Source organism: Vibrio sp. CAU 1672, assembly GCF_029223195.1.
Lineage (GTDB): Bacteria > Pseudomonadota > Gammaproteobacteria > Enterobacterales > Vibrionaceae > Vibrio.
In genome coordinates this window covers 1-21999 of sequence record NZ_JARHUF010000016.1, presented here as the reverse complement: position 1 = coordinate 21999, position 21999 = coordinate 1, and the positions used below count along the sequence as shown (strand labels likewise).

At 50.9% G+C, this 21999-nt stretch carries 20 protein-coding genes; 11 read left to right on the top strand and 9 right to left on the bottom strand.

What is annotated here, in order from left to right:
* Positions 1 to 35: 35 nt before the first annotated feature.
* The 3 genes from metN to P2G85_RS14450 are packed head-to-tail and all read left to right on the top strand — an operon-like array spanning position 36 to position 2583.
* On the top strand, positions 36 to 1070 hold the full coding sequence (gene metN / locus P2G85_RS14460; RefSeq protein WP_275864787.1) for a methionine ABC transporter ATP-binding protein MetN: 1035 nt from the start codon (positions 36 to 38) through the stop codon (positions 1068 to 1070).
* Positions 1060 to 1737, top strand: coding sequence for a methionine ABC transporter permease (locus P2G85_RS14455; protein WP_275864786.1), 678 nt, complete (start codon positions 1060 to 1062; stop codon positions 1735 to 1737). The genes metN and P2G85_RS14455 overlap by 11 nt, the downstream gene beginning before the upstream one ends.
* Positions 1738 to 1773: 36 nt before the next feature.
* Positions 1774 to 2583 carry a MetQ/NlpA family lipoprotein gene (locus P2G85_RS14450; RefSeq protein ID WP_275864785.1) on the top strand — a complete coding sequence of 270 codons (810 nt, stop codon included), beginning with the start codon at positions 1774 to 1776 and terminating at the stop codon, positions 2581 to 2583.
* A 115-nt stretch (positions 2584 to 2698) separates the two neighbouring features.
* Here the strand turns inward: P2G85_RS14450 and P2G85_RS14445 are convergent, their stop codons facing one another.
* On the bottom strand, positions 2699 to 3475 hold the full coding sequence (locus P2G85_RS14445) for a Zn-ribbon-containing protein (protein WP_275864784.1): 777 nt from the start codon (positions 3473 to 3475) through the stop codon (positions 2699 to 2701).
* Between the two features lie 2 nt (positions 3476 to 3477).
* Positions 3478 to 4023 (bottom strand): SecY-interacting protein, encoded by a 546-nt coding sequence (syd, locus tag P2G85_RS14440; protein WP_275864783.1) that lies wholly within the window; start codon positions 4021 to 4023, stop codon positions 3478 to 3480.
* Between the two features lie 91 nt (positions 4024 to 4114).
* Between syd and queF the strand changes: the two genes are divergently transcribed.
* The 5 genes from queF (at position 4115) to xni (ending at position 11455) form a co-directional block, all read left to right on the top strand.
* Positions 4115 to 4960: an NADPH-dependent 7-cyano-7-deazaguanine reductase QueF gene (queF, locus tag P2G85_RS14435; protein ID WP_275864782.1), complete on the top strand. Its 846-nt coding sequence runs from the start codon at positions 4115 to 4117 to the stop codon at positions 4958 to 4960.
* 114 nt (positions 4961 to 5074) lie between these two features.
* Positions 5075 to 7357 (top strand): tetratricopeptide repeat protein, encoded by a 2283-nt coding sequence (locus P2G85_RS14430; protein ID WP_275864781.1) that lies wholly within the window; start codon positions 5075 to 5077, stop codon positions 7355 to 7357.
* A gap of 98 nt (positions 7358 to 7455) precedes the next feature.
* On the top strand, positions 7456 to 9021 hold the full coding sequence (locus P2G85_RS14425; RefSeq protein ID WP_275864780.1) for a GGDEF domain-containing protein: 1566 nt from the start codon (positions 7456 to 7458) through the stop codon (positions 9019 to 9021).
* Positions 9022 to 9235: 214 nt separating this feature from the next.
* The gene (ppnN, locus tag P2G85_RS14420) at positions 9236 to 10615 is read left to right on the top strand and encodes a nucleotide 5'-monophosphate nucleosidase PpnN (RefSeq protein ID WP_275864779.1); all 1380 of its coding nucleotides are present in this window, start codon (positions 9236 to 9238) and stop codon (positions 10613 to 10615) included.
* A gap of 57 nt (positions 10616 to 10672) precedes the next feature.
* Positions 10673 to 11455: a flap endonuclease Xni gene (xni, locus tag P2G85_RS14415; RefSeq protein WP_275864778.1), complete on the top strand. Its 783-nt coding sequence runs from the start codon at positions 10673 to 10675 to the stop codon at positions 11453 to 11455.
* Positions 11456 to 11508: 53 nt separating this feature from the next.
* Here the strand turns inward: xni and rlmM are convergent, their stop codons facing one another.
* From rlmM to pomA, 7 genes are all read right to left on the bottom strand, one after another.
* Positions 11509 to 12600, bottom strand: a complete 1092-nt coding sequence (gene rlmM, locus P2G85_RS14410; protein ID WP_275864777.1) for a 23S rRNA (cytidine(2498)-2'-O)-methyltransferase RlmM — start codon at positions 12598 to 12600, stop codon at positions 11509 to 11511.
* A complete protein-coding gene (locus P2G85_RS14405; RefSeq protein ID WP_275864776.1) occupies positions 12597 to 12995 on the bottom strand; it encodes a DUF423 domain-containing protein in 399 nt (132 codons plus the stop codon). Before P2G85_RS14405 ends, rlmM begins: the two co-directional genes overlap by 4 nt.
* The gene (locus P2G85_RS14400; protein WP_275864775.1) at positions 12985 to 13608 is read right to left on the bottom strand and encodes an alpha/beta fold hydrolase; all 624 of its coding nucleotides are present in this window, start codon (positions 13606 to 13608) and stop codon (positions 12985 to 12987) included. The genes P2G85_RS14405 and P2G85_RS14400 overlap by 11 nt, the downstream gene beginning before the upstream one ends.
* Positions 13589 to 14509, bottom strand: coding sequence for a transcriptional regulator GcvA (locus tag P2G85_RS14395; protein WP_275864774.1), 921 nt, complete (start codon positions 14507 to 14509; stop codon positions 13589 to 13591). The genes P2G85_RS14400 and P2G85_RS14395 overlap by 20 nt, the downstream gene beginning before the upstream one ends.
* Positions 14510 to 15180: 671 nt before the next feature.
* Positions 15181 to 16629 (bottom strand): tRNA uracil 4-sulfurtransferase ThiI, encoded by a 1449-nt coding sequence (gene thiI / locus P2G85_RS14390; RefSeq protein WP_275864773.1) that lies wholly within the window; start codon positions 16627 to 16629, stop codon positions 15181 to 15183.
* Positions 16630 to 16827: 198 nt separating this feature from the next.
* Positions 16828 to 17772, bottom strand: a complete 945-nt coding sequence (locus P2G85_RS14385; protein WP_275864772.1) for a flagellar motor protein MotB — start codon at positions 17770 to 17772, stop codon at positions 16828 to 16830.
* A 14-nt stretch (positions 17773 to 17786) separates the two neighbouring features.
* Entirely contained in the window at positions 17787 to 18548 is a 762-nt protein-coding gene (pomA, locus tag P2G85_RS14380) for a flagellar motor protein PomA (RefSeq protein WP_275864771.1), read from the bottom strand.
* Positions 18549 to 18814: 266 nt separating this feature from the next.
* On the opposite strand from pomA, the gene xseB reads away from it, so the two are divergent.
* Genes xseB through dxs form a run of 3 tightly spaced genes read left to right on the top strand, consistent with a single transcriptional unit; the run spans position 18815 to position 21849 of the window.
* Entirely contained in the window at positions 18815 to 19057 is a 243-nt protein-coding gene (gene xseB / locus P2G85_RS14375) for an exodeoxyribonuclease VII small subunit (RefSeq protein ID WP_275864770.1), read from the top strand.
* A gap of 21 nt (positions 19058 to 19078) precedes the next feature.
* Positions 19079 to 19963 (top strand): (2E,6E)-farnesyl diphosphate synthase, encoded by an 885-nt coding sequence (ispA, locus tag P2G85_RS14370; RefSeq protein ID WP_275864769.1) that lies wholly within the window; start codon positions 19079 to 19081, stop codon positions 19961 to 19963.
* 20 nt (positions 19964 to 19983) lie between these two features.
* The gene (dxs, locus tag P2G85_RS14365) at positions 19984 to 21849 is read left to right on the top strand and encodes a 1-deoxy-D-xylulose-5-phosphate synthase (protein WP_275864768.1); all 1866 of its coding nucleotides are present in this window, start codon (positions 19984 to 19986) and stop codon (positions 21847 to 21849) included.
* The last annotated feature ends 150 nt before the right edge of the window (positions 21850 to 21999 follow it).

Below are 21999 nucleotides of genomic sequence, written 5' to 3'. Positions count from 1 at the left end.
CTTGAACTCCCCAGTTTCCCGGCGTAGGTTGAAAGATGATAGAAATAAAAAACGTCAACAAAGTGTTTTATCAGGGCAGCAAGGAAATTCATGCGCTGAAAGACATTAACCTCGATATTGCCAAGGGCACCATCTTCGGTGTAATCGGCTCTTCTGGTGCTGGAAAAAGTACCCTTATCCGCTGCGTGAACATGTTAGAGGCTCCAACCTCCGGTTCTATTGTTGTGGCTGGCGTGGATCTCACCACACTGAACAAAAAACAACTGAGCGAAGCGCGCCGCAATATTGGCATGATCTTCCAGCACTTTAACCTGCTCTCTTCACGTACCGTATTTGATAATGTGGCGCTGCCGCTGGAACTGGCGGGTAAAGAGACGACACATATCCAGAGTAAAGTAACCGAACTGCTCAAGCTGGTGGGCCTGGAAGATAAACATGAGAGTTACCCGGCCAACCTGAGTGGCGGTCAAAAACAACGTGTTGCCATTGCCCGTGCTCTGGCCTCAGACCCGCAGGTGTTGCTATGTGATGAAGCCACCAGCGCCTTAGACCCTGCCACTACCCAGTCGATTCTGGAACTACTGAAAGAAATTAACCGCAAACTGGAGATTACCATTTTGCTCATCACCCACGAAATGGAGGTGGTGAAGAGTATCTGCCATCAGGTCGCTATTATCGGCGGTGGCGAACTGGTTGAGCGCGGTTCGGTCGGCGATATTTTCGCCCACCCGAAAACGGAACTGGCACACGATTTTATTCGTTCGACGCTGGATCTGTCGATCCCGGAAGACTACCAGGCACGCCTGCAGCCAAGCCGCGTCGCCAACAGCTATCCATTGGTACGACTGGAGTTCACCGGTGCTACCGTGGATGCCCCGCTGATGTCACAGATATCACGTATCCACAATATCGATGTCAATATTCTCAGTTCTGACCTTGATTACGCCGGCGGCGTAAAGTTCGGCATGATGGTCGCAGAGCTGTTTGGTACTGAGAAAGATGATACTGCAGCCCTACAATTCCTGCGTGAACACAACGTAAAAGTCGAGGTACTTGGCTATGTCCTTTAATACAATTTCGCAATGGCTGAGCCTGAACAGCAACCTGCTTTTAGGTGCTACCTGGGAAACTCTCTACATGGTTGCGGTGGCCGGAGTGGTCGGTTTTGCCATCGGCATCCCGCTCGGGGTGATTCTGCATACCAGCAAAAAAGGCGGCCTGATCGAAAACCCGCAGGTCAATAAAACCCTCGGGGCAATTGTCAACATCGGCCGCTCGGTCCCTTTTTTGGTGCTAATGGTCGCGATCATACCCGTGACTAAACTGCTGGTTGGCACCTTTATCGGCACCACAGCTGCGATCGTACCTCTGACCATCGGGGCGATCCCATTTGTTGCCCGTCTTATCGAAGGCGCGCTGCTGGAAGTCCCGACCGGTCTGGTCGAGGCGGCCCAATCGATGGGGGCAACCCCGATGCAAATCATCACTAAAGTGCTGTTGCCTGAAGCAATGCCGACTATTGTTAACTCTGTCACCATTACCCTGGTCACTCTGGTCAGCTACTCAGCTATGGCCGGTACCGTTGGCGGTGGCGGTCTGGGGGACGTTGCCATCCGTTATGGCTTCCATCGCTACGACGTAGTGATCATGGCGGTCACCGTGGTGATGCTCATCGTGCTGGTACAAATTATTCAGTCTATTGGTGACGCTGTCGTTCGTCGCGTAGACCATCGATAAGAATCGAAACACAACAACTTTTATAAGGAGATAGAGATGAAATTTAGCCTTAAAGCTCTGCTAACCGTCGCAACGGCAGCGTCTGCCCTGGCTCTTACCGGTTGTGGCGATAATGCCGCGGACAGCAGTAAAGTTAAAGTTGGCGTAATGGCCGGTGCAGAAGCACAGGTCGCTGAAGTTGCAGCCAAAATTGCTAAAGAGAAATACGACCTGGATGTCGAGTTGGTCACCTTCACCGACTACGTAACGCCTAACGCCGCACTGGACGACGGCTCGATTGATATCAATGCGTTCCAGCATAAGCCATATCTCGATCAACAAATTGCTGATCGCGGCTACAAACTGCAGATTGCCGGCAACTCGTTCGTTTACCCGATTGCCGGTTACTCTAAACAGGTAAAAGCGGTTGCTGAGCTGCAGGCAGGTGCGCGTATCGCAGTGCCCAATGATCCGACGAACCTCGGCCGTTCTCTGCTCCTGCTTGAGCAACAAGGCCTGATCGAACTACGTGACGGGGCTGGCCTGCTGGCAACCGTACGTGACATTATCGGCAACCCGAAAAATATCACCATTGTAGAACTGGATGCCGCGCAACTGCCACGCTCTCTGGACGATGTCGCCATCTCTATCATCAATACCACTTACGCCAGTTCCATTAACCTGACACCGGAACGCGATGGTATTTTTGTTGAGGACAAAGAGTCGCCATACGTTAACCTGATCGTGGCCCGTGAAGACAACGTGAACGCAGAAAACGTCCAGAACTTTGTCAAAGCCTACCAAACCGAACAAGTGTACCAGGCGGCCTCTGAGATTTTCCAGGGCGGCGTGGTAAAAGGCTGGTAATCCCGCACTGCTAACCACAACCTCCTACTGATCAAAAAGGGCTGATGTGAACACATCAGCCCTTTTGTCTTTCCTCGCTCATGGCGCACGGTAAACACCACGCTACCACGAGAGATTACTTGATATGATCCCAGGAAATATTAGAGACAATCCGGCAGTCATCGCACTTAAAGTAAAAGATATCGTGCAGCGGCTCATCCAACAGCCATTCCCCGCCGCATTTCGGACACTTGCGCGCTTTTTCACTTTGCAGCGACTCCCCACCGACCCGGTACTGGTAATAGTAGGTCGGGATCTTCGTGAGGTGTTCAATGCGTCCGCGCAGGTCCCAGCCCCGACGGAACAAGACACTGTCAACATCGCAAATTTCATGCAATGCCGCGTGTTCGGCCCGGCAGGCACCCGCCATTTGCAGCTCATCACAAGCCTGCCATTCAGTTTGCCACTTGATCACCGCTTTGTGATCGCCATTGAGCGTCGCGCCATTGCGGTAAAGCGGTATCGGCAGCAACGTATCACCACTGCGTAGCGGTGAGCAGGTATGAACATAAGTGGTGTAAAGCACCTGCCAGCTTGGCGGCGTGTCTTCGGCAGCCTGTTCCGAGTTTAAGTCACGCCCCAGCAGGCGTACTTTAGGAGCCAGCAATGACGCCTCGGATAAGCGCTGCAAACAGACCTTAACAAAGTCCGAATGGTAACGCGGATGCAGGCTATCCTGCTCAGGGCAAACAACACGGACGAAAAACTCGCCCTCACCCATGACAACCGGGAACTCGCGACCCAGTACCTGACCGTTGTAACGCAGTGCGTCCAGCAAGCCATTGACGGCTTTATCAACCGCACTTACCGTAGTGTTGTCAAAACACTCAAACTGTAACTCAACTACGTACATGCTTATACCGCCGCTTCCAGTTTGTTCAGGAACTCACTGACGTTGTCTGCCAGCACATCGCGCTGACTGGTACCGAGACGCTCCAAAATCACGTTACCGGTCAGATTACAGATAGAAATCACGTCCAGTTCGGCATCCGTGGCGGCAATAAATACGGTAGGTTTCAGTTTCAGCCGACGCTGAGTCACCAAGTGACCGAGGATATTTTCCTGCAAGCGGACAAAGTCGTCGTCGCTCCAGACCTGCAGCAGGGTTAAGCCGTTGCCCTGCCACGTAGCCTCCATGTCGGCGCTGTACTGCGAGCCATAAAACGCTTTAATGTCATCATGCAGGGTTAACTCAATCGCATTTTCAACATTAGTAAAATCCGCCATGGTTTCACGTGGGCACACTTTCCACCATACCGAACCTTCACGCTTTTCCTCCACACAAGGAGAGACCAGATCCGCCAACTCGGCACTGCGAGGCAGCTCATGGTGCGTCTCTTGCCAGGCGTTTTGGTAGCGCAGGCTGAAATCTTGTAGCGCCTGAGTCACAGTTTGGGTCATGAAGGTCTCCTAATTCATTGTCTGCCGGATGGCATTTAAGCAGCGGATTGAGTAAAATTCACCTCATTCTAATCGAAAATGATCCGAAAGTATGAGCAAATATTCTGATGCCAAAGAGCTGAGCGGGCTAACGCTGGGTAAGAAGACCGAATACGCCAACCAGTACGACGCCAGCTTGCTGCAACCGGTTCCACGCAGCCTGAACCGTGATGACCTTAACCTGGGCGAGACGCTGCCGTTTGTCGGTCACGATATCTGGACACTGTATGAGCTTTCCTGGTTGAACAGCAAAGGGCTGCCACAAGTCGCGATCGGCGAAGTCTATATCCCGGCCACCAGCGCCAATCTGATTGAATCTAAATCGTTCAAGCTTTACCTCAACAGCTACAACCAAACCCGTTTTGCCAGCTGGGATGAGGTCACTGAACGATTAACTCAAGACCTGTCCGCCTGTGCAGGTGAACCCGTCATCGTGGAAGTAAACCCGGTCAGTCACTACACCAACCAGCCAATCGTCACCATGCAAGGTGACTGCATTGATGATCAGGATATTGAAATCGCCGGCTACGATTTTGATGCCTCTTTACTGGAAGGTGCGGCCGGTAGCGAACAGGTGGACGAAGTCCTGCACAGCCATCTACTGAAATCCAACTGCCTGATCACCAACCAGCCGGATTGGGGCAGTGTCGAAATCCGTTATCAGGGAGCGAAAATCGACCGGGAAAAACTGCTGCGTTACCTGGTGTCGTTCCGCGAACACAATGAGTTTCACGAACAGTGTGTTGAACGCATCTTTACCGACTTGATGACCTACTGCCAGCCGAGCAAACTAACCGTATTTGCGCGTTATACTCGCCGTGGCGGGCTGGACATCAACCCGTATCGCTCTACCGAGCAAGATAAGCCAGCCAACAACCACCGCATGGCCCGTCAGTAAAGCCGGCAAGTTAACGATGGCGTCCAGTAATCAATTGGATTACTGGACGTTTTTCTTTTTTAGGCATGCTACTATCACCTGTAGTTAAACGACACTGTTCGAGGGAACGAAAGAATGCTTTGGGATCGTTCGCGTTGGTGCACATTCATTGGCCTGTGCTGTTTTTTCCTGGCCCAGCCGCTGCACGCGACCATTTTATCTTCGGTATTACTCAATGAAGCACAACAACTGGCTGAGATAGAGCCTACTCGCGCCAAAAAGGCCGCCAGTAACTATCTGTCTCAACGAGAACTGACCGAACGACTAGAAAATGGCAGCCCATCGTCAATGTCACGTGAAGAGGCCGACCGCAGTGTTCGCACCCCGACCAGCAGCATCGAAGCGCATAAAATTATTGCCCAGGCGGAGTATACGCTGGGTAACGTCGCCGCCGCCGTCACCCAGCTGGATCAAGCCTTACAGCTGGCCGTTGATTACCAGTTGCCGTACCAAGAGCTGGACGTAAAACTGATGCGGAATCAATTACTCTGGATGAGCAACCGCGACTACTTAGCCGGTGAACAGGGATTAGACGCGATCCAGACTTCACTGGAGCAAACCCCGCCAGCACTGCAAAGAGCCGGCAGCATTCACTACCGGCTGATCATGCAACGTGCATTGCTTACCTCCCATCGCGGCGACATGACTGACGCCCAGAACTGGTACAGTCAAGCCCAGACGATGCTGACCAATAACCGCTCTGACATCACTAGAATCGACTACCACACCGCCGTTGGTGAGTTTTATCTCACCTATAAGAAGTATAATCTCGCCCTTTCGGAACTCTTATTCGCTTACTGGCAGTCGATTGAAAGCGACAACAGCGTTCGCCTGGCCAAAGTCAACCGTCTCCTGGCCCGTCTGTTCCGGGAACGCAGGGTGCTGGATAAAGCGCTTGATCACCTGTCTCAGGCCGCCGACTTTTACGATGCCTACCCAAATTCGCCGATCCTGGCCGATGTACTGGAACAAATGGGCGATATTTATTTTCATCAGGGAAAGTACAACCTTGCTTTAGTGCACTATTTCAACGTACTGGATCATAACACCACCAGTAAAAACATTGAGCGCACCGTCAAAATCAGGCTCAGTTTAGCCGCCACTTACCTGCAACTGTATAACTATGTGTTGGCCGAACAATATCTGGAACGTTCACTAACTCTGCTGGAATACGCTAAGCTACCCCACCTTGAAGCGCAGGCGGCATTGCTCACCGCCGGACTGGCTTACCATCAAAGTGATGGTGACAAAGTAATCAAAAATGCGCAGAAAGCACTTGAACTGAGTGAGGAAGACTTTAACAACAATAGTCAGATCAAACAGCAGTCTTATCGGTTGCTGGCGTTGGGATATGAGCAAGCCAACCAGTATCGCAACTCACTACAGGCGTATAAGAAGTACACCAACCTGGTCAAGCTTGAACAGCGGCAACTAAACCAGATCAGTGAAGATGCGTTCCGTCAGCAAAAAGAATTTGCCGAACAAACCATCCATTATGCCGGACAGGCTGAAAAGCTCACGCAGGTGGAGCAAGAACACCGCAAATTCCAGAACATTTCCTTCGCACTGTTTATCACTGCACTGATCATGTTCCTGTTTATCATGCGCCGGGGCGTCATCATGCAACGTCAGAGTGTCGAAATTAATAAGTTGCGCAATGACCTGTTTACCCACTCCCGATCGCGCCTGCGCAATCTAAGGATGCTCAACGCCAAACTTTCGCGTTCACTGAAAAAGTCGAGTGACAACTTCGAGCAGTGGCAGATGGGCGAGCTAATCCATGAGCCACTCAACGACCGTTTACGTTTCGTGATGATTGATCTGCCCTTCTTGCGCAGCATGTATGTCCAGAATGGTTATAAAGCCGGACTGGAACTGGAACGTGCTTTTGGAGAGTTCCTGGCAGCCAAAATCGAAAAACCGAGCCGTTTGTATCACTTCTCTGATGCAAATTTACTCTACATCGAACCTAACGCCGACCGTAATGCCTCTGCCGAGGTGATGTTTAAGAAGTTTCAAAACTGGGTCGATGAGTTCGCCCGCGAGCATCATGTCAACCGCACTATCCGCATGGGCATCAGCGATTACCCGTTCCTGCCGCGCGCCTATACCGCAATCAATGATGAAGAGTTGCTTGATTTGCTGCTCCTGGCCACCCATATTGCCCGGGAAGTCAGCCTCAAAGACAAACAGAGTCATTGGATTTTCCTCAAAGCGATTGATAATGCTCCGGCCGCCAGTTTTGCCACCCAAGATATCCGAACGGCATGTAAACATGCGATCAATCAAGGCTTAATAAAAATCCACTCATCGTACAAGAATGAGGATGACATCAAAAAAATATTAAAAAGTGGCTAATTACAGACCAGTTGAGCGTCTTGACTGATCACGTTATAAGGTTTTTTGTTATTATCTGATAATTGTTAGCAGTACATGGACTTAACCTCAGTCGTCACATGGGAATCTTGGAAACCGATATTCAGTCACAGCTTCACCAGTTGAGTTGCCAACTTGATCAGCTCAGGCTAATGCATCGTGACAACTCGCTCAAGTTCAAGCGGGAGCAACAAGTTCTCAAACGTGTTGTGGCATCGTTGTCTTCTGCCTATCAAGGCTCGGACGATAAAATGACCAGCTACCTGCGCGAGATCCAGCAGGAACTGGAGCATCAGAAGGATGTCTGCGCCCTGATCCCTCGCCTGGCGGTATTAGAAAGGATGCTCCGGCAGCAATCAGTGACCATGGATAAACAAACCAGCTATCTGGATGAGCAGCTCAAGCACAGCAGCGAAACGCTACAACGCGTCACTGGCTTACCGGCCCAGCTTAAGCGTGACCTGCGCAACCTGATGAGTTTCTCTGAAATCCACAGCGGTAAAAAGATTGATCAAGCCACTAAGCTGCTCAGTATCTATGAGCGAGCGGTAAAAATCATCACCACCAACTCCAGGCTCAATTTAACCGAACTGGAATACTCCCCAGATAAATCCCAGCTAGACTGTCTGGCAAGCGAGCTACAGCATACCATCACTGAGCTCGATTTTGAGGGCGAATCCGGAGAGCAACTGTTTGATATCCGAGCCAAACTGCTGTTAGGTGTCAGCTCTGAATCGCTACTCGAGCTGATGTTACAAACGCTAAAACTGGTGGTGGAAGCGACCAAAAATGAACGCCACACCTCAGAGCAGTTTTTAACCCAGCTGAATACCTCACTGGCCGCCAACTTAAAGACAAGCCAGCAGAACGTCGATCAACACCACAACTACTTTGCCCATCGTGAAGAACTCAACAACGAGTTGAGCGCTCTGGTGAGCCGGAGCCAGCAAAGCATCGCACAGGCTCAGGACCTCGTCAGTCTGAAAGATGAAATATCCCCCCATCTGGCTCAGATGGCCTCACTAACCGAACGGTTAAAAATGGCCGAAGAACGAGAACAGGCGCTGCAGGAACGCCTCAATTACGCCAAAAACCAGTTGGAAGCCGTATTTGAGACCACTCAGGATTATCGTCGTCGCCTGGAAGATCAGGCCCAGCGTATGCTGCAGGATCCTCTGACCAAGGTGTACAACCGCACGGCCTTTAATGATCGCCTGGAGTTCGAATACCGACGCTGGATCCGCTCGCAGAACAACCTGCGTGTGATCATGTTGGATGTGGATAATTTCAAAGCCGTCAATGACAGTTACGGCTATACGGCGGGTGACAAAGCCCTCAAGATCATCGCCCGGACGATTAAAAAGCGAATTTCCGATACGGATACCGTCGCCCGCTTTGGCGGAGAAGAGTTTATTATTTTGATCCCCGAGCAAAGCGAAGAATATACCCTCAACCTGATGAAAGGCATCCAGCATGATGTCAGCCAGCTACCGTTTAAGTTCCGCGAACAAAACATCATGATCACCCTGACTGCGGTTTCCTGTGGCTTTCAAGACTCGGATAATCCTGAGTATGTGCTGGACCGGCTGGGCAAAATGCTGAAAGAAACCAAACAACGTGGTAACAATCAGCAAAGCTGGAGCTGATCAGCTTTCACTTTCGAACAAAAAACCAGCAAACAAACCTTACTAGGGTTGAATGTGAGCATATATCCGTCAAAAATCAACGACTTATCACATTTCTATACTTTTAATCTGCTAAAGTGTTAACACATTGTTAGCGCCTCATCCGTATAATCAATCTGTATCAAGTTCCTGTTGAGCGCGCGTTTCCCACCGATTGCAAGATTAAGGAGGCCTTATGATCACCCATATAAGCCCCGCAGGTAGCATGGATCTGCTATCACAACTGGAAGTTGAGCGCCTGAAAAAAACCGCATCCAGTGAACTTTACCAGCTCTATCGCAATTGCACGCTGGCCGTGCTCAACTCTGGCAGCCATACCGACAACTCAAAGGAGTTGCTCGATAAATACCAGTCGTTTGATGTCAACGTGGTGCGTCGTGAACGCGGCATCAAACTGGAACTGATCAACCCACCGGAGCACGCATTCGTCGATGGTGAAATCATCAAAGGGATCCAGGAGCACTTGTTTGCTGTGCTGCGTGACATCGTCTATGTCAATATGCATCTGGCAGACAATCAACGCCTTAACCTGACCAACGCCACCCACATTACTAACCTGGTGTTTGGCATCTTACGCAATGCCGGCGCGTTGACCCCCGGTATCGACCCGAACCTGGTCGTGTGCTGGGGCGGCCATTCGATCAACGCAACCGAATACCAGTATACCCGCGAAGTCGGCAGCCAACTGGGGTTGCGCGAGCTCAACATCTGTACTGGCTGTGGTCCGGGCGCAATGGAAGGGCCAATGAAAGGCGCAGCGATCGGCCACGCCAAACAGCGTTACAACGATCAGCGTTACCTCGGCCTGACCGAGCCTTCGATTATCGCTGCTGAACCGCCAAACCCGATTGTTAACGAACTGGTGATCATGCCAGACATTGAAAAGCGCCTGGAAGCGTTTTTACGCATGGCACACGGCATCGTGATCTTCCCCGGTGGACCGGGAACCGCTGAAGAGCTGCTGTATGTGCTGGGGATCATGATGCATCCGGATAACCAGCACAACCCGATGCCGATCATCCTGACCGGCCCCAAAGAGAGTGAAGCCTATTTCCGCTCAATTGATGACTTTATTGGTGACACGCTAGGTGAAGAAGGACGCAAACACTATCAAATCATCATCGATGATCCGGCTCAGGTCGCCCGCGTAATGAAGCAAGGCACATTCGAGGTGCGCGAGCACCGCAAACTCAAAGGCGATGCCTACAGCTTTAACTGGTCGCTGAAAATCGAACCTGAATTTCAGTTGCCGTTCGAGCCCAACCATGAATCGATGGCCGGCCTGGATTTAAACCTCAATCAGGCACCGCAAGTACTGGCGGCGAACCTGCGCCGGGCCTTCTCCGGTATTGTGGCAGGCAACGTCAAAGCCGAGGGGATCCGCGAAATCGAGCGTCAGGGACCGTTCACTATTCATGGTGACCCGATACTGATGAAAAAGCTGGATCGGCTACTGCTAGACTTCGTCCGGCAGCAGCGGATGAAACTCCCCGGAGGCAGTGACTACGTGCCCTGCTATCAAATCGCCCACCTGCTGACAAATGGTAGTCGCTAGTCACATCATGATTGGTTACACTAGGGGCCATTGAGCCCCTTTTGTTGCTAAGTCACTATGTCTATTCATCTTGTTATCATTGATGCCCTTAACTTGATCCGCCGTGTGCATTCTGCCCAGCCCGATCCCAGCGACATAGCAAGAACCATCTCCACTACCCAAAGAACCCTGCAACGGATCCTTTCTGAGGCCCAGCCGACCCACATCATTGCCGTGTTTGATCACCACCTGCAGGATCGCGGCTGGCGTGCAGAAATCTTGCCCGAGTACAAGCAAAACCGTAAGCCGATGCCAGAGCCGCTGATGCAGGGCCTGGATGCCATCCAGCAAGCCTGGTGGGAACTGGGCATCGATTCACTGCTCTCCGAAGGTGATGAGGCAGATGATTTGGTCGCAACCCTGGCCAGCAAAGTTGCCAGCCATGGCGAAAAAGTCACCATTGTCTCGACCGATAAAGGCTACTGTCAGTTGCTGTCGCCTACCCTGCAAATTCGTGATTACTTTCAGCACCGCTGGCTGGATGAACCCTTTATTGAACAAGAGTTTGGTGTAAAACCAACTCAGCTTGCCGATTACTGGGGATTAACCGGGATCAGCTCCAGTCAGGTGCCGGGGGTGCCGGGTATCGGCCCCAAAGCGGCGAAGGAGATCCTGACTAAGTTTGCCGATATAGAAGCGGCTTACGCCAGTGAAGAGCTGGCTCCCAAATACCGCAAGAAGCTGGAAGAGCACATTGATTCCGCACGGGTATGCAAACGGATTGCCGCATTAAAATGCGATATTGAACTGGGCTTTAATCTGCAAGATATTCGCTTTAACGGTCCAAATCAGAAGGCATGATGCCGGGTGGCAAGGCTGGAATAGTAAAAAAGCTCCTGACAGGAGCTTTTTTATTAATGTGGCGAGATGTTTGACAGACACTGGATATGCACCGTGATCTCTTCCCGATCATGATACAGGTGCTTGGCTTGCAGCTTGAACTTGACTTTGTTGTCGATCAGGAACAACTTCAGGTTCTCAATATCCTGCAATACTTCATCGTAACGGCCCTTCATCGGCAGCTTGAGATTGAACAGCGCCTCTTTAGCCCAGCCTTTGATGAGCCATTCCCCCATCAGGTGCGCAACGCGAGCTGGCTTCTCAACCATATCACACACAATCCAGGTTACGTTCTTACGGTCTGGCTCAAACTTAAAGCCATCGACCATGTGGTGTTTGATCTGGCCGGTTTCCATCAGGCTGTCTGCCATCATGCCGTTATCAACGCAGTGAACGAACATAGAACGCTTGACCAGTTGGTAAGTCCAGCCGCCCGGACACGCCCCCAGATCCACGCCCCACATTCCCGGAGCAAGACGCTCATCCCACTCATCACGGGGGATAAACACATGGAAAGCCTCTTCCAGTTTCAGGGTAGAGCGGCTTGGCGCATCCGCCGGGAACTTCAGGCGAGGAATCCCCATAAAGAACTGCGAATTATTGCCCGGGTATGAGTAACCGACGTAACAGTGGCCCGGTGCGACAAAGCAAATGTGTAAGACCGGCTTCTTGGCATTGTCTTTATCCCACATCAGGCCTTTGCCGCGCAGCGCCTGACGCATCGGCACGGTAAACTTACGGCAGAACTTCAGCAGCTCTTTCGCCTCGTTGGTATCCGGGGTTTCGATACGCAGATCACCACAACGCGGGAAGCCCTCGACTTGCGCCAGTTCAGCCAGGATCGGGCTGATGCGGTCGTCACTCGGTAGCGCTTCAAACTCTGCTGCAACCGCAAACATCTGCCGGGCAAAAATCAAAGAGCTAAAATCCAGGCCTTTGGCCAGCTTGTCCGCGTCTCCATCCTGGTAACACTCAAAGACAACATAACCTGAGTTCTTCTTCACCCGCGGAAAGCCATACACTTCCAGCTGTGTCGCTTTGTCCTGAATTTCACCAGCACACTCTTTCTCAAAGCCGGAGCGGCAATAGAGCATTAGTTGTTTCACTTGGAGACCTCTTTGATAGTAAACGCAGCCAAAAAGAACAGACACCAGCCAATCATAAAGAACAATCCTCCCAGCGGGGTGATTGGACCGAACCACTTAATGCCTGTCAGCGCCAGCGCGTAAAGACTGCCGCTAAAACAAAAGATGCCGATGATAAAGCAAATTGCCGCGATGAAAAAATACTTTTGTACTTTTTGTCCGAGATTGACCAGCAATAGCGCGGCACATAATGCAATGGCTAAAGTATGGATGAACTGGTACAAAACGCCGGTCTCAAACACTCCCGACAGATAAGGAGACAAGCGAGATTGCAAGCCATGCGCGGCAAAAGCCCCCAAAGCAACGGAGACTAAACCGGATAATCCGCTAAAGGCGAGTAACCACTTACTTTTCACCGTATACCTCACCAATGAATGCCACTAACTGATTGACCGCCAAAGCAATATTGCCCGTTTCGGTATAACCTGAACGTTGACGCGGTTTAAAGCTATGATCCCCATCTGGCAAAAAGGTCACTGAAACCTGATCTGACAACACAAACTGGTCAAACTCTTCACGCTTACCAAATGTGTCGCGCTCTCCTTGTAAGATCAAGGTAGGCTTATCAATGCTGGCCAGATGTTGTCCTTTGAAGTTCTCTGGTTTACCCGGTGGATGGAATGGGAAGCCTAAGCAAGCAACGCCCGCCACCAGCTCATTGCCGGCCAATAGGCTGGCCATACGCCCCCCCATCGATTTGCCGCCAATCACTACCGGTTGGTGGGCAAAGTGAGCAATCACTTCACGGTATGCATCGAGCAGCTTTGGTGCCCGGTCGGGCGGGCGCTTCTTGCCATCTTCAGCGCGCTTGATCATATAGGGAAAGTTAAACCGCACCACGCGGATTCCCTGCTCAGCCAGTCCGCGGGCGACCGCCGCCATGAAGCTGTGGTCCATACCCGCACCCGCGCCATGGGCGAAAATGAATAACGGGCCGTGTTCCGGCCCCTCAACTATCCATTGGCTCATCCAGCACTTCCTCTTGTTCTTTGCGCGCCTTGGCCAACATCCAATCGCGGAATGTCGCAATACGTCCCATATCCGCCTGCTGCTCATGGCACACCACATAAAAGGCATTCTTTGAGATCAGCACCTCATCAAACGGCGCAATCAAACGCCCGGCTTCCATCTCTGGTTTGGCCAGGACATTGTTCCCCAGAGCAACTCCCTGCCCATGCACTGCGGCCTGCAGTACCATGGTCGAGTGACTGAAGATCGGACCGTGATTAACATTCACCCCTTCAATGTCATGCTGGCGCGCAAACAGTTTCCAGTCTTTGCGTGAAGTGTCATGCAACAGAGTGTGCAATTTAAGATCACTTAGAGATTCTAATGGTTTGTTACCTAAAAGTAACGAAGGTGAACAAAGTGGGATCAGGTACTCCTGATACAATTTGTCCGCGCGTAGACCCGGCCAATTGCCTCGTCCATAATAAATGGCGACATCCACATCATCGGTCAACGAACCTTCATCCATATCCACGGCTTTAATTCGCACGTCAATATCCGGCTCTTGCGCATTGAAGTCCGCCAGACGTGGTACCAGCCACTGAATCGCAAAGCTGGGTGGCAAACTGATGGTCAGCGCGCCTTTTTCACTACGTTCCAGTACCTTATCGGTGGCTTCAGCAATCGAGGTAAAGATATCTTTAATGTCTAAAAAGTAGCTTTGCCCCTCTTCGGTTAACAGCAATGAGCGGTTACGGCGACGAAACAACTTCAAAGACAGGAACTCTTCCAGCGCTTTGATCTGGTGGCTGACTGCGGCTTGAGTGACAAACAATTCTTCTGCGGCACGGGTAAAACTCAAATGACGAGCTGCCGCTTCAAAAACGCGCAAAGAATTCAGCGGAGGCAATCTGCGGGACATAGGAACCTCAATTAGGATTAGTTTTTTTTATCTGAAACATTATAAAATGTCCATTGTCGAACAGCCAGATAAATTCTATATTTCATTCCGCAACGCGAACCAGAACGGCTTGATTCTTCGGGATCAATTGGTTTCGCTGTTGCGATGTTGTGTTTGCAAACTCGTATTTCGAGTTAGGTAGATTTCTACCATATTGTTTTGTTAGCAATACGTTGCGATAAAACAGATACTTCCTGTATTTATTTTGACCTGTCTGTCAAATTTTTAACACCGCCTTTGTAGGCGGTGTTTTTTTATCTGACAAATACCATTGCCAGATTTGGCAGCCAGTTCACTTTTTTAAACTTATTCGGATTAATCATCTTTATATCATTATTCCATCTGCCAGATGTGAATGAAGGTCAAAATCCAGACTAAGCACCAGCTTGACTCATACCCATCTGGATAAGCCGGTGTTCAGCTAATGGCGTCAAAAATATCGCTTAGCACAAGGTGCCGGTTTCGGTTAACTGGTTATTCTGATTAGCAAATCTACCAGCGATTTAACCAACAAGAATGAACAAAGACTTAGGTAGACGGGTATCACAGCAAGCTGCAGGAACCAACGGCAATAAAAAAGCGCAAGCTGATGGCTCAGCTTGCGCTTGGTGTATCATGAGTAACGGCTAGGGTTACGGACGGTAAACTTTGACGTTACTGAACCCTTGCTCTTGCAGGTAAAGCGCCTGCAGACGGCTCATCACGCCCCGGTCACAGTACAGTAAGTATTCTTTCGACTGATCCAAGTCACCAAACTGAGTCCCCAGCTTGTAAAACGGCAGGTGTTTGACATCGACACCGTCAATCTCCAACGGGCTGTCTTCTTCCTCTTCCGGACTACGGATATCCAGCACAATCGCATGCTCTTCTACCGCTTGAACCTGCTCAACTTCTGGCGCCGCCTGTTCGGTTTCTTTGGCAATGTCACGAATGTCCATCACACGCGCGTCATGCACCACTTGTTCCAGAAGAGAGAAATCAAACTTCTCTTCCTCGGCTTCAAGTTTGGCTTTAACCGCTTTTACCGTTGGCTTCTTCGAGATCACACCACAGTACTCTGGCATGGTCTTAGCAAAATCCTCAGTACCGATTTCACGCGCCAGGTTAATAATGTCTTCTTTATCCCAGTTGATCAGCGGGCGCAGGATCAGAGACTCGGTAACACCATCAATATGACGCAGGTTAGTCAAGGTCTGACTTGACACCTGACCAAGAGCCTCACCGGTCACCAACGCCTGGATACCGAATTTCTCAGCAATCATTCCGGCCGCACGCATGAACATGCGCTTGAGGATCACGCCCATCTGGCCGTCATCGATCTTCTCCAGAATTTCCGCGACTACCGGCTCAAAGTCAACCGCAATAAAACGCACTTTGGCTGACGAACCGTATTTATTCCACAGGTAATGAGAAACCTGTTTAACACCGATTTCGTGGGCCGGGCCACCGAGGTTAAAGAAACAGTAGTGTACTTTTGAACCACGTTTGATGTGCAGGTAACTGGACACGCCCGAGTCAAAGCCGCCAGAAATCAGGCTCAGCACATCTTCCTGGGTGCCAAGCGGGAAACCGCCGAGGCCTTTGTGGCGTGCCAGCACCTGGTTTAGCTTGTCGCCCGCAACTTCCACTTTTACCGTCACGTCAGGGTTGTGCAGCTTAACACTGGCACTCTCAACCGCCTGGTTCAGGCCGCCGCCGACGTAACGCTCCAGCTCAATAGAGGTAAAATCATGTTTACCGCGGCGCTTGGCACGGACAACGAAGGTTTTGTTCTCAATCAGTGGGCGGCTCAGTTCCAGGACCTGCTCGTAAATGTCGTGTAAATCCTTAAATTCAGACTGTTTGACCTCCAGTACATGGTGAATACCCGGGGTGTGGGTCAGAACTTCCAGTACTTCAGCATAGTATTCGTTGCTCTCAGAGGTCACTTCAATGTGATCACGACGGTTAAATACCGCGACAGATTCCGTACGGCTCTTGATGATGTTACGAATGTTACACTCTAAAATCTTTGTGAAGCGCTTGCGTACCGATTCACTCTTTACAAAAATCTCTGGATGGGGCTTAACAATAAATTTCATAGTCTAATTCGCAGGTTAGTTTCGCAATCAACACTGAGTCACTCACATGAATTCTCCCAGCAAGTACTACTGATACGAACCAAATCGTATGACAGTCCAGGTTCATTCACGATGAGCACACATTAAAGGCGCAAGATTATACACCCAAGCGAGTTGGAAAGACAAAAAAAGCGAGCCAGTCGCTCGCTTTTTTTATTGTTATTGGATAACCGGGACTTCATCACTGTAGAGTGGTTCGCCCTGCATGATGCTGATTTCCACCCGCCGGTTTAGCGCCCGGTTGTGATCGGTATCGTTGTCCACCAACGGTTGGGTATCCGCCATGCCACGTACCTGCAAACGCTGGTGAGAAAAGCCTCGAACTTTCTCCATCTCTTGCGCCACCGAGACCGCACGCTGTGATGAGAGATCCCAGTTTGAGCGGTACAGCTCGGAGTCCAGGCGCTGATTATCCGTGTGGCCGGAAATACGTACGATCCCGGGTACATCCTTGACCAGTTCAGCAATCTGCCGCACTAATGGCCGGAACTTGGGTTGCAAAAACGCCGATCCCTCAGGAAAGGCACCTTTCTCTCGCATGCGGATCACGATCTGCTGGCCGAGGTTTTCCACTTCGATCGCGCCCTGCTCGATCTCCCGCTCCAGCGCTTTCTTGATACTTTCCATTAAAGTATCCATCTCTTGTGACGTTGCTTCCGACTGCTGTTGCTGCATATCGGTCTGCGCCGACTGATTGTGCTGGGTCGAGGTTTCCGGCGACTGACCGCCGGTCAACTTACCCTGATCGCGTTTCGTCCCCCCGGCACGGTCAGACTCACCTTCATGGAACTCCAACGTCTGCTGAGTAATGTCCATGGTTTGCTGCATGATCACGTCAATCGGAGTCGGTTCGGGGCGTCCCGGACTGAACTCCTGGGCGATAATACTGGTCCCTTTGGGGATGTCTTTCACTTCCAGTTGGTTCTGCACACCAAAGGCAAATTTCATCGACCCGGCTATCTGTCTGAATTTCAGTACGTCCATTTCAGAGAACGACAACAGCAGAACGAAAAAACACATCAACAGTGACATCAGGTCAGCAAATGTCCCCATCCATAGCGGAAGGCCAGGTGGCGGACAGTCACATTTATTATCATCTTCCATCGCCAGCTCCCGGCTTACTCATCCACATCGAGGACGCGTTTACCCTCGTTGAGATAGTTCTTCAGATAGCTGTCGATCACGCGTGGATTCTGGCCATCCTGAATCGCCAGCACCCCGTCCATGATCAGGCGGCGGTTAAGCGTTTCCTGATCGCGGCGCAGCGATAACTTGTCTGCAATCGGGAAGAACAGCATATTGGACAACACCGCCCCGTACAGAGTGGTCAAAAGTGCCACCGCCATCGCCGGACCGATGGACTTTGGGTCATCCATGTTGGAGAGCATCGCCACCAAACCAACCAGGGTACCAATCATTCCCATCGCAGGCGCAACGTCGCCAAACGCACGAAATACGCCGGTTCCCTGTGTGTGGCGCTCATCGGTCAGGGCAATGTCTTTTTGCAGCGCGGCCCTTACTACGTCGGCATCATGGCCATCCACCAACAGGTCGATGCCTTTTTGCATAAAACTGTTGCTGATTTCCATCTCTTCCAAAGCCAGAAATCCACCTTTACGTGCTGCATCCGCCATTTCGACAATTTTTGCGATCAGATCTTCAGGCTCGTCAGTTTTGAACATGAATGCCTTGCCTGCAATTTTAGTCGCCCCAAAAAATTGCCCCAAAGTGAACTTCATCAAAACGACGAACATCGAACCACCAACGACAATTAGGATCGACGTAACATCAATGAACATCCCGATGCTGCCACCCAGCACCATGGCCATGATCACGAACGCAAAGCCGCCGATCAAACCTAACAGGGTTGCTAAATCCACAAAGCACTCCTCACACTGTATTCAAATATTGCCTAGAGAGGCGAATTATTACTTGTATCGACAACTAGAACAGATCTTTTAGACATTTCTTGGCTAATACATCACAAAAAGATCATAAATACTCCCGTATTCACTCCGGGTCACCCACGTCCCCGCCGGGTATATCGCCAAAAGTGTGACAATTATATACGGTTAAATTTGACCAAGTTACTAGGCTAAGGTAACTTGCGTGCATTCTCTTTTAGCTGGATAAAGGCAGATAAAAAATGGCGGTCAAGAAACCGGAAAACATGACTTTCGAAGCAACCATTGAAGAGCTCGACAATCTGGTTGATCAGCTAGAAAGTGGCGATCTTGCTCTTGATGACGCACTGCGTAAATTTGAGCGAGGCATTGCCCTGGCACGCGCCGGTCAAACCAAACTGAATGACGCAGAACAACGTATCAGTATTCTTCTGAGCGAAGACGACCAAGCCCCATTAAGTGACTTCACCCCCGAGTCAGAATAACCAACCGTAGTGAGCGATGTGATGCAAGCGACACTGACGTCTTATCAACAAAGAAACAACCAACAGTTGAATCACTGGTTAGAGCAGCTCCCCCATCAAGAGCAGCCTCTGATCCAAGCGATGAAATACGGCCTTTTGCTTGGCGGCAAACGGGTGCGTCCTTTTTTGGTGTACATCACCGGCCAAATGCTCGGTTGCCTGCCAGAAGATCTCGACACGCCCGCTTCGGCCATCGAATGCATTCACGCCTACTCACTGATCCACGATGATCTGCCTGCGATGGATGATGACGAACTACGCCGCGGCCAGCCTACCTGTCACATAAAGTTCGATGAAGCCACTGCGATTCTGACCGGCGATTCACTCCAGACTCTGGCCTTCAGCATTCTGGCTGAAGGCCCGCTCAACCCGAATGCCGAGCGCCAACGTATCAGTATGGTACAAACTCTGGCACAGGCTTCCGGTGCCAGCGGGATGTGTATTGGCCAGGCACTGGATTTAGGCGCTGAAAACCGCCAGGTCTCGCTCACTGAACTGGAAGCCATCCATCGCAACAAAACCGGCGCGTTAATCAACTGTGCGGTAAAACTTGGTGCGCTGGCTGCCGGTGACAAAGGACTGCAGGTGCTGCCACAACTTGAGCGTTATGCCCAAGCGGTAGGACTGGCATTTCAGGTCCAGGACGACATTTTAGACATCATCAGTGACACCGAAACTTTGGGTAAGCCACAAGGTTCTGACCAAGAATTAAACAAAAGCACTTATCCATCATTACTGGGATTGCAAGGTGCTATGGATAAAGCTCACACTCTGTTACAGGAAGCACTTCAAGCATTGGACGCAATCCCATACAATACTCAGTTACTCGAAGAGTTCGCCCGATATGTCATCGAGCGCAAGAACTAACACTATAAGCGCGCAATTATATGACTCTTGATATTTCAAAATACCCTACACTGGCGTTAGCAAATACACCGGAAGAGCTGCGTCTTCTTCCGAAAGAAACATTACCGACTCTGTGTGATGAACTACGCACGTATCTGCTAAATTCAGTGAGCCAGTCCAGTGGACATCTGGCGTCAGGTCTAGGCACGGTAGAGCTTACAGTTGCTCTCCATTACATTTACAACACCCCGTTCGACCAACTTATCTGGGATGTTGGCCACCAGGCTTACCCGCATAAGATTTTAACCGGTCGTCGCGATAAAATGCCGACCATCCGCCAGAAAGGCGGCTTACACCCTTTCCCATGGCGTGAAGAGAGCGAGTACGACACCTTGTCAGTCGGTCACTCCTCAACCTCAATCAGTGCCGCTCTCGGCATGGCCATCAGTGCACAAAAAGAGGGCAAAGGGCGTAAAGTCGTCAGCGTGATCGGTGATGGTGCAATCACCGCCGGTATGGCGTTTGAAGCAATGAACCATGCCGGTGACGTCCACTCCGATATGTTAGTGATCCTCAATGACAACGAAATGTCGATCTCTGAAAACGTCGGGGCACTAAACAACCATCTGGCCAACCTGCTGTCCGGCAGTCTGTACACTTCGATCCGCGAAGGGGGGAAACGCGTGCTGTCTGGCGTACCACCAATCAAGGAGCTGGTGCGTCGTACAGAGGAGCATCTCAAAGGTATGGTGGTTCCCGGCACACTGTTTGAGGAGCTGGGCTTTAACTATATCGGCCCGGTCGATGGCCACGACGTCAATGAACTGGTCAAAACCCTGAAAAACATGCGCGAGCTGAAAGGACCACAATTCCTGCACATCATGACCAAAAAAGGCAAAGGTTATGAGCCGGCGGAAAAAGATCCTATCAGCTACCATGGGGTACCGAAATTTGATCCAAACCACTCCAGTCTGCCGAAAAGCAGTGGCGGCACACCAAGCTTTTCCAAGATTTTCGGCGACTTCTTGTGTGATATGGCCGCCCAGGATCCGAAACTGATGGCGATCACCCCGGCAATGCGTGAAGGCTCCGGGATGGTGCGCTTTTCTAAAGAGTATCCGGACCAGTACTTTGATGTGGCAATAGCCGAACAGCATGCCGTCACCCTGGCTACCGGCATGGCGATTGCTGGCAACCACCCTATCGTGGCGATTTACTCGACCTTTTTACAACGCGGTTACGATCAGCTGATCCATGACATTGCCATCATGAACTTACCGGTCATGTTTGCCATCGACCGTGCCGGACTGGTCGGGGCCGACGGCCAGACCCACCAGGGTGCGTTTGACTTAAGCTTTATGCGTTGCATTCCCAACATGGTAATCATGGCGCCGAGCGATGAAAACGAATGCCGCCAGATGCTCTATACCGGGCACCAGCACCAGGGGCCGAGTGCGGTACGTTACCCGCGCGGTAACGGTATGGGTACCGAAATCGACACAAACTTTACCGCGCTGGAAATCGGTAAAGGGCGTGTGGTACGCAAAGGTGAAAAAGTCGCCATTCTGAGTTTTGGTACCTTCCTTGCCAATGCACTCACCGCCGCTGAGCATCTGGATGCGACCGTCGCAGATATGCGCTTTGTCAAACCTCTGGATGAAGCGCTGATCCGCCAGTTGGCCGAAGAACATGACGTACTGGTTACACTGGAAGAAAATGCGATTGCCGGTGGTGCCGGCGCGGGCGTACTGGAATTTTTGATGAAAGAGAAGATCCTGAAACCGGTGCTTAACCTCGGCTTACCGGATCACTTTATCCATCAGGGAACCCAGCAAGAATTGCATGAAGAGCTGGGTTTAGATGCCAACGGGATCGAAAAAGCCATCACCCGTTATTTAATCCAGTAAGCGGAACAAAACAAAGGGAAGGCAAGTGCCTGTCTCTTGATCACAAGTTTTGCTAATCAAGAGACATTGCTAACTCGTAGCCCTCAAGGATGGTTTGTAATTTGAACCATCCTTCCCATAACACTTTTATTGAGGCCCGCCCTGTTCGTT

Coding starts and splice junctions, on each gene's coding strand:
- ispA (WP_275864769.1), top strand. CDS start 19,079: ATGCAAGCGACACTGACGTCTTATCAACAAAGAAACAACCAACAGTTG.
- P2G85_RS14400 (WP_275864775.1), bottom strand. CDS start 13,608: ATGAGCCAATGGATAGTTGAGGGGCCGGAACACGGCCCGTTATTCATT.
- queF (WP_275864782.1), top strand. CDS start 4,115: ATGAGCAAATATTCTGATGCCAAAGAGCTGAGCGGGCTAACGCTGGGT.
- P2G85_RS14445 (WP_275864784.1), bottom strand. CDS start 3,475: ATGTACGTAGTTGAGTTACAGTTTGAGTGTTTTGACAACACTACGGTA.
- P2G85_RS14430 (WP_275864781.1), top strand. CDS start 5,075: ATGCTTTGGGATCGTTCGCGTTGGTGCACATTCATTGGCCTGTGCTGT.
- syd (WP_275864783.1), bottom strand. CDS start 4,023: ATGACCCAAACTGTGACTCAGGCGCTACAAGATTTCAGCCTGCGCTAC.
- P2G85_RS14385 (WP_275864772.1), bottom strand. CDS start 17,772: ATGGAAGATGATAATAAATGTGACTGTCCGCCACCTGGCCTTCCGCTA.
- P2G85_RS14395 (WP_275864774.1), bottom strand. CDS start 14,509: ATGTCCCGCAGATTGCCTCCGCTGAATTCTTTGCGCGTTTTTGAAGCG.
- dxs (WP_275864768.1), top strand. CDS start 19,984: ATGACTCTTGATATTTCAAAATACCCTACACTGGCGTTAGCAAATACA.
- P2G85_RS14455 (WP_275864786.1), top strand. CDS start 1,060: ATGTCCTTTAATACAATTTCGCAATGGCTGAGCCTGAACAGCAACCTG.
- P2G85_RS14425 (WP_275864780.1), top strand. CDS start 7,456: ATGGGAATCTTGGAAACCGATATTCAGTCACAGCTTCACCAGTTGAGT.
- P2G85_RS14450 (WP_275864785.1), top strand. CDS start 1,774: ATGAAATTTAGCCTTAAAGCTCTGCTAACCGTCGCAACGGCAGCGTCT.
- ppnN (WP_275864779.1), top strand. CDS start 9,236: ATGATCACCCATATAAGCCCCGCAGGTAGCATGGATCTGCTATCACAA.
- metN (WP_275864787.1), top strand. CDS start 36: ATGATAGAAATAAAAAACGTCAACAAAGTGTTTTATCAGGGCAGCAAG.
- xseB (WP_275864770.1), top strand. CDS start 18,815: ATGGCGGTCAAGAAACCGGAAAACATGACTTTCGAAGCAACCATTGAA.
- thiI (WP_275864773.1), bottom strand. CDS start 16,629: ATGAAATTTATTGTTAAGCCCCATCCAGAGATTTTTGTAAAGAGTGAA.
- xni (WP_275864778.1), top strand. CDS start 10,673: ATGTCTATTCATCTTGTTATCATTGATGCCCTTAACTTGATCCGCCGT.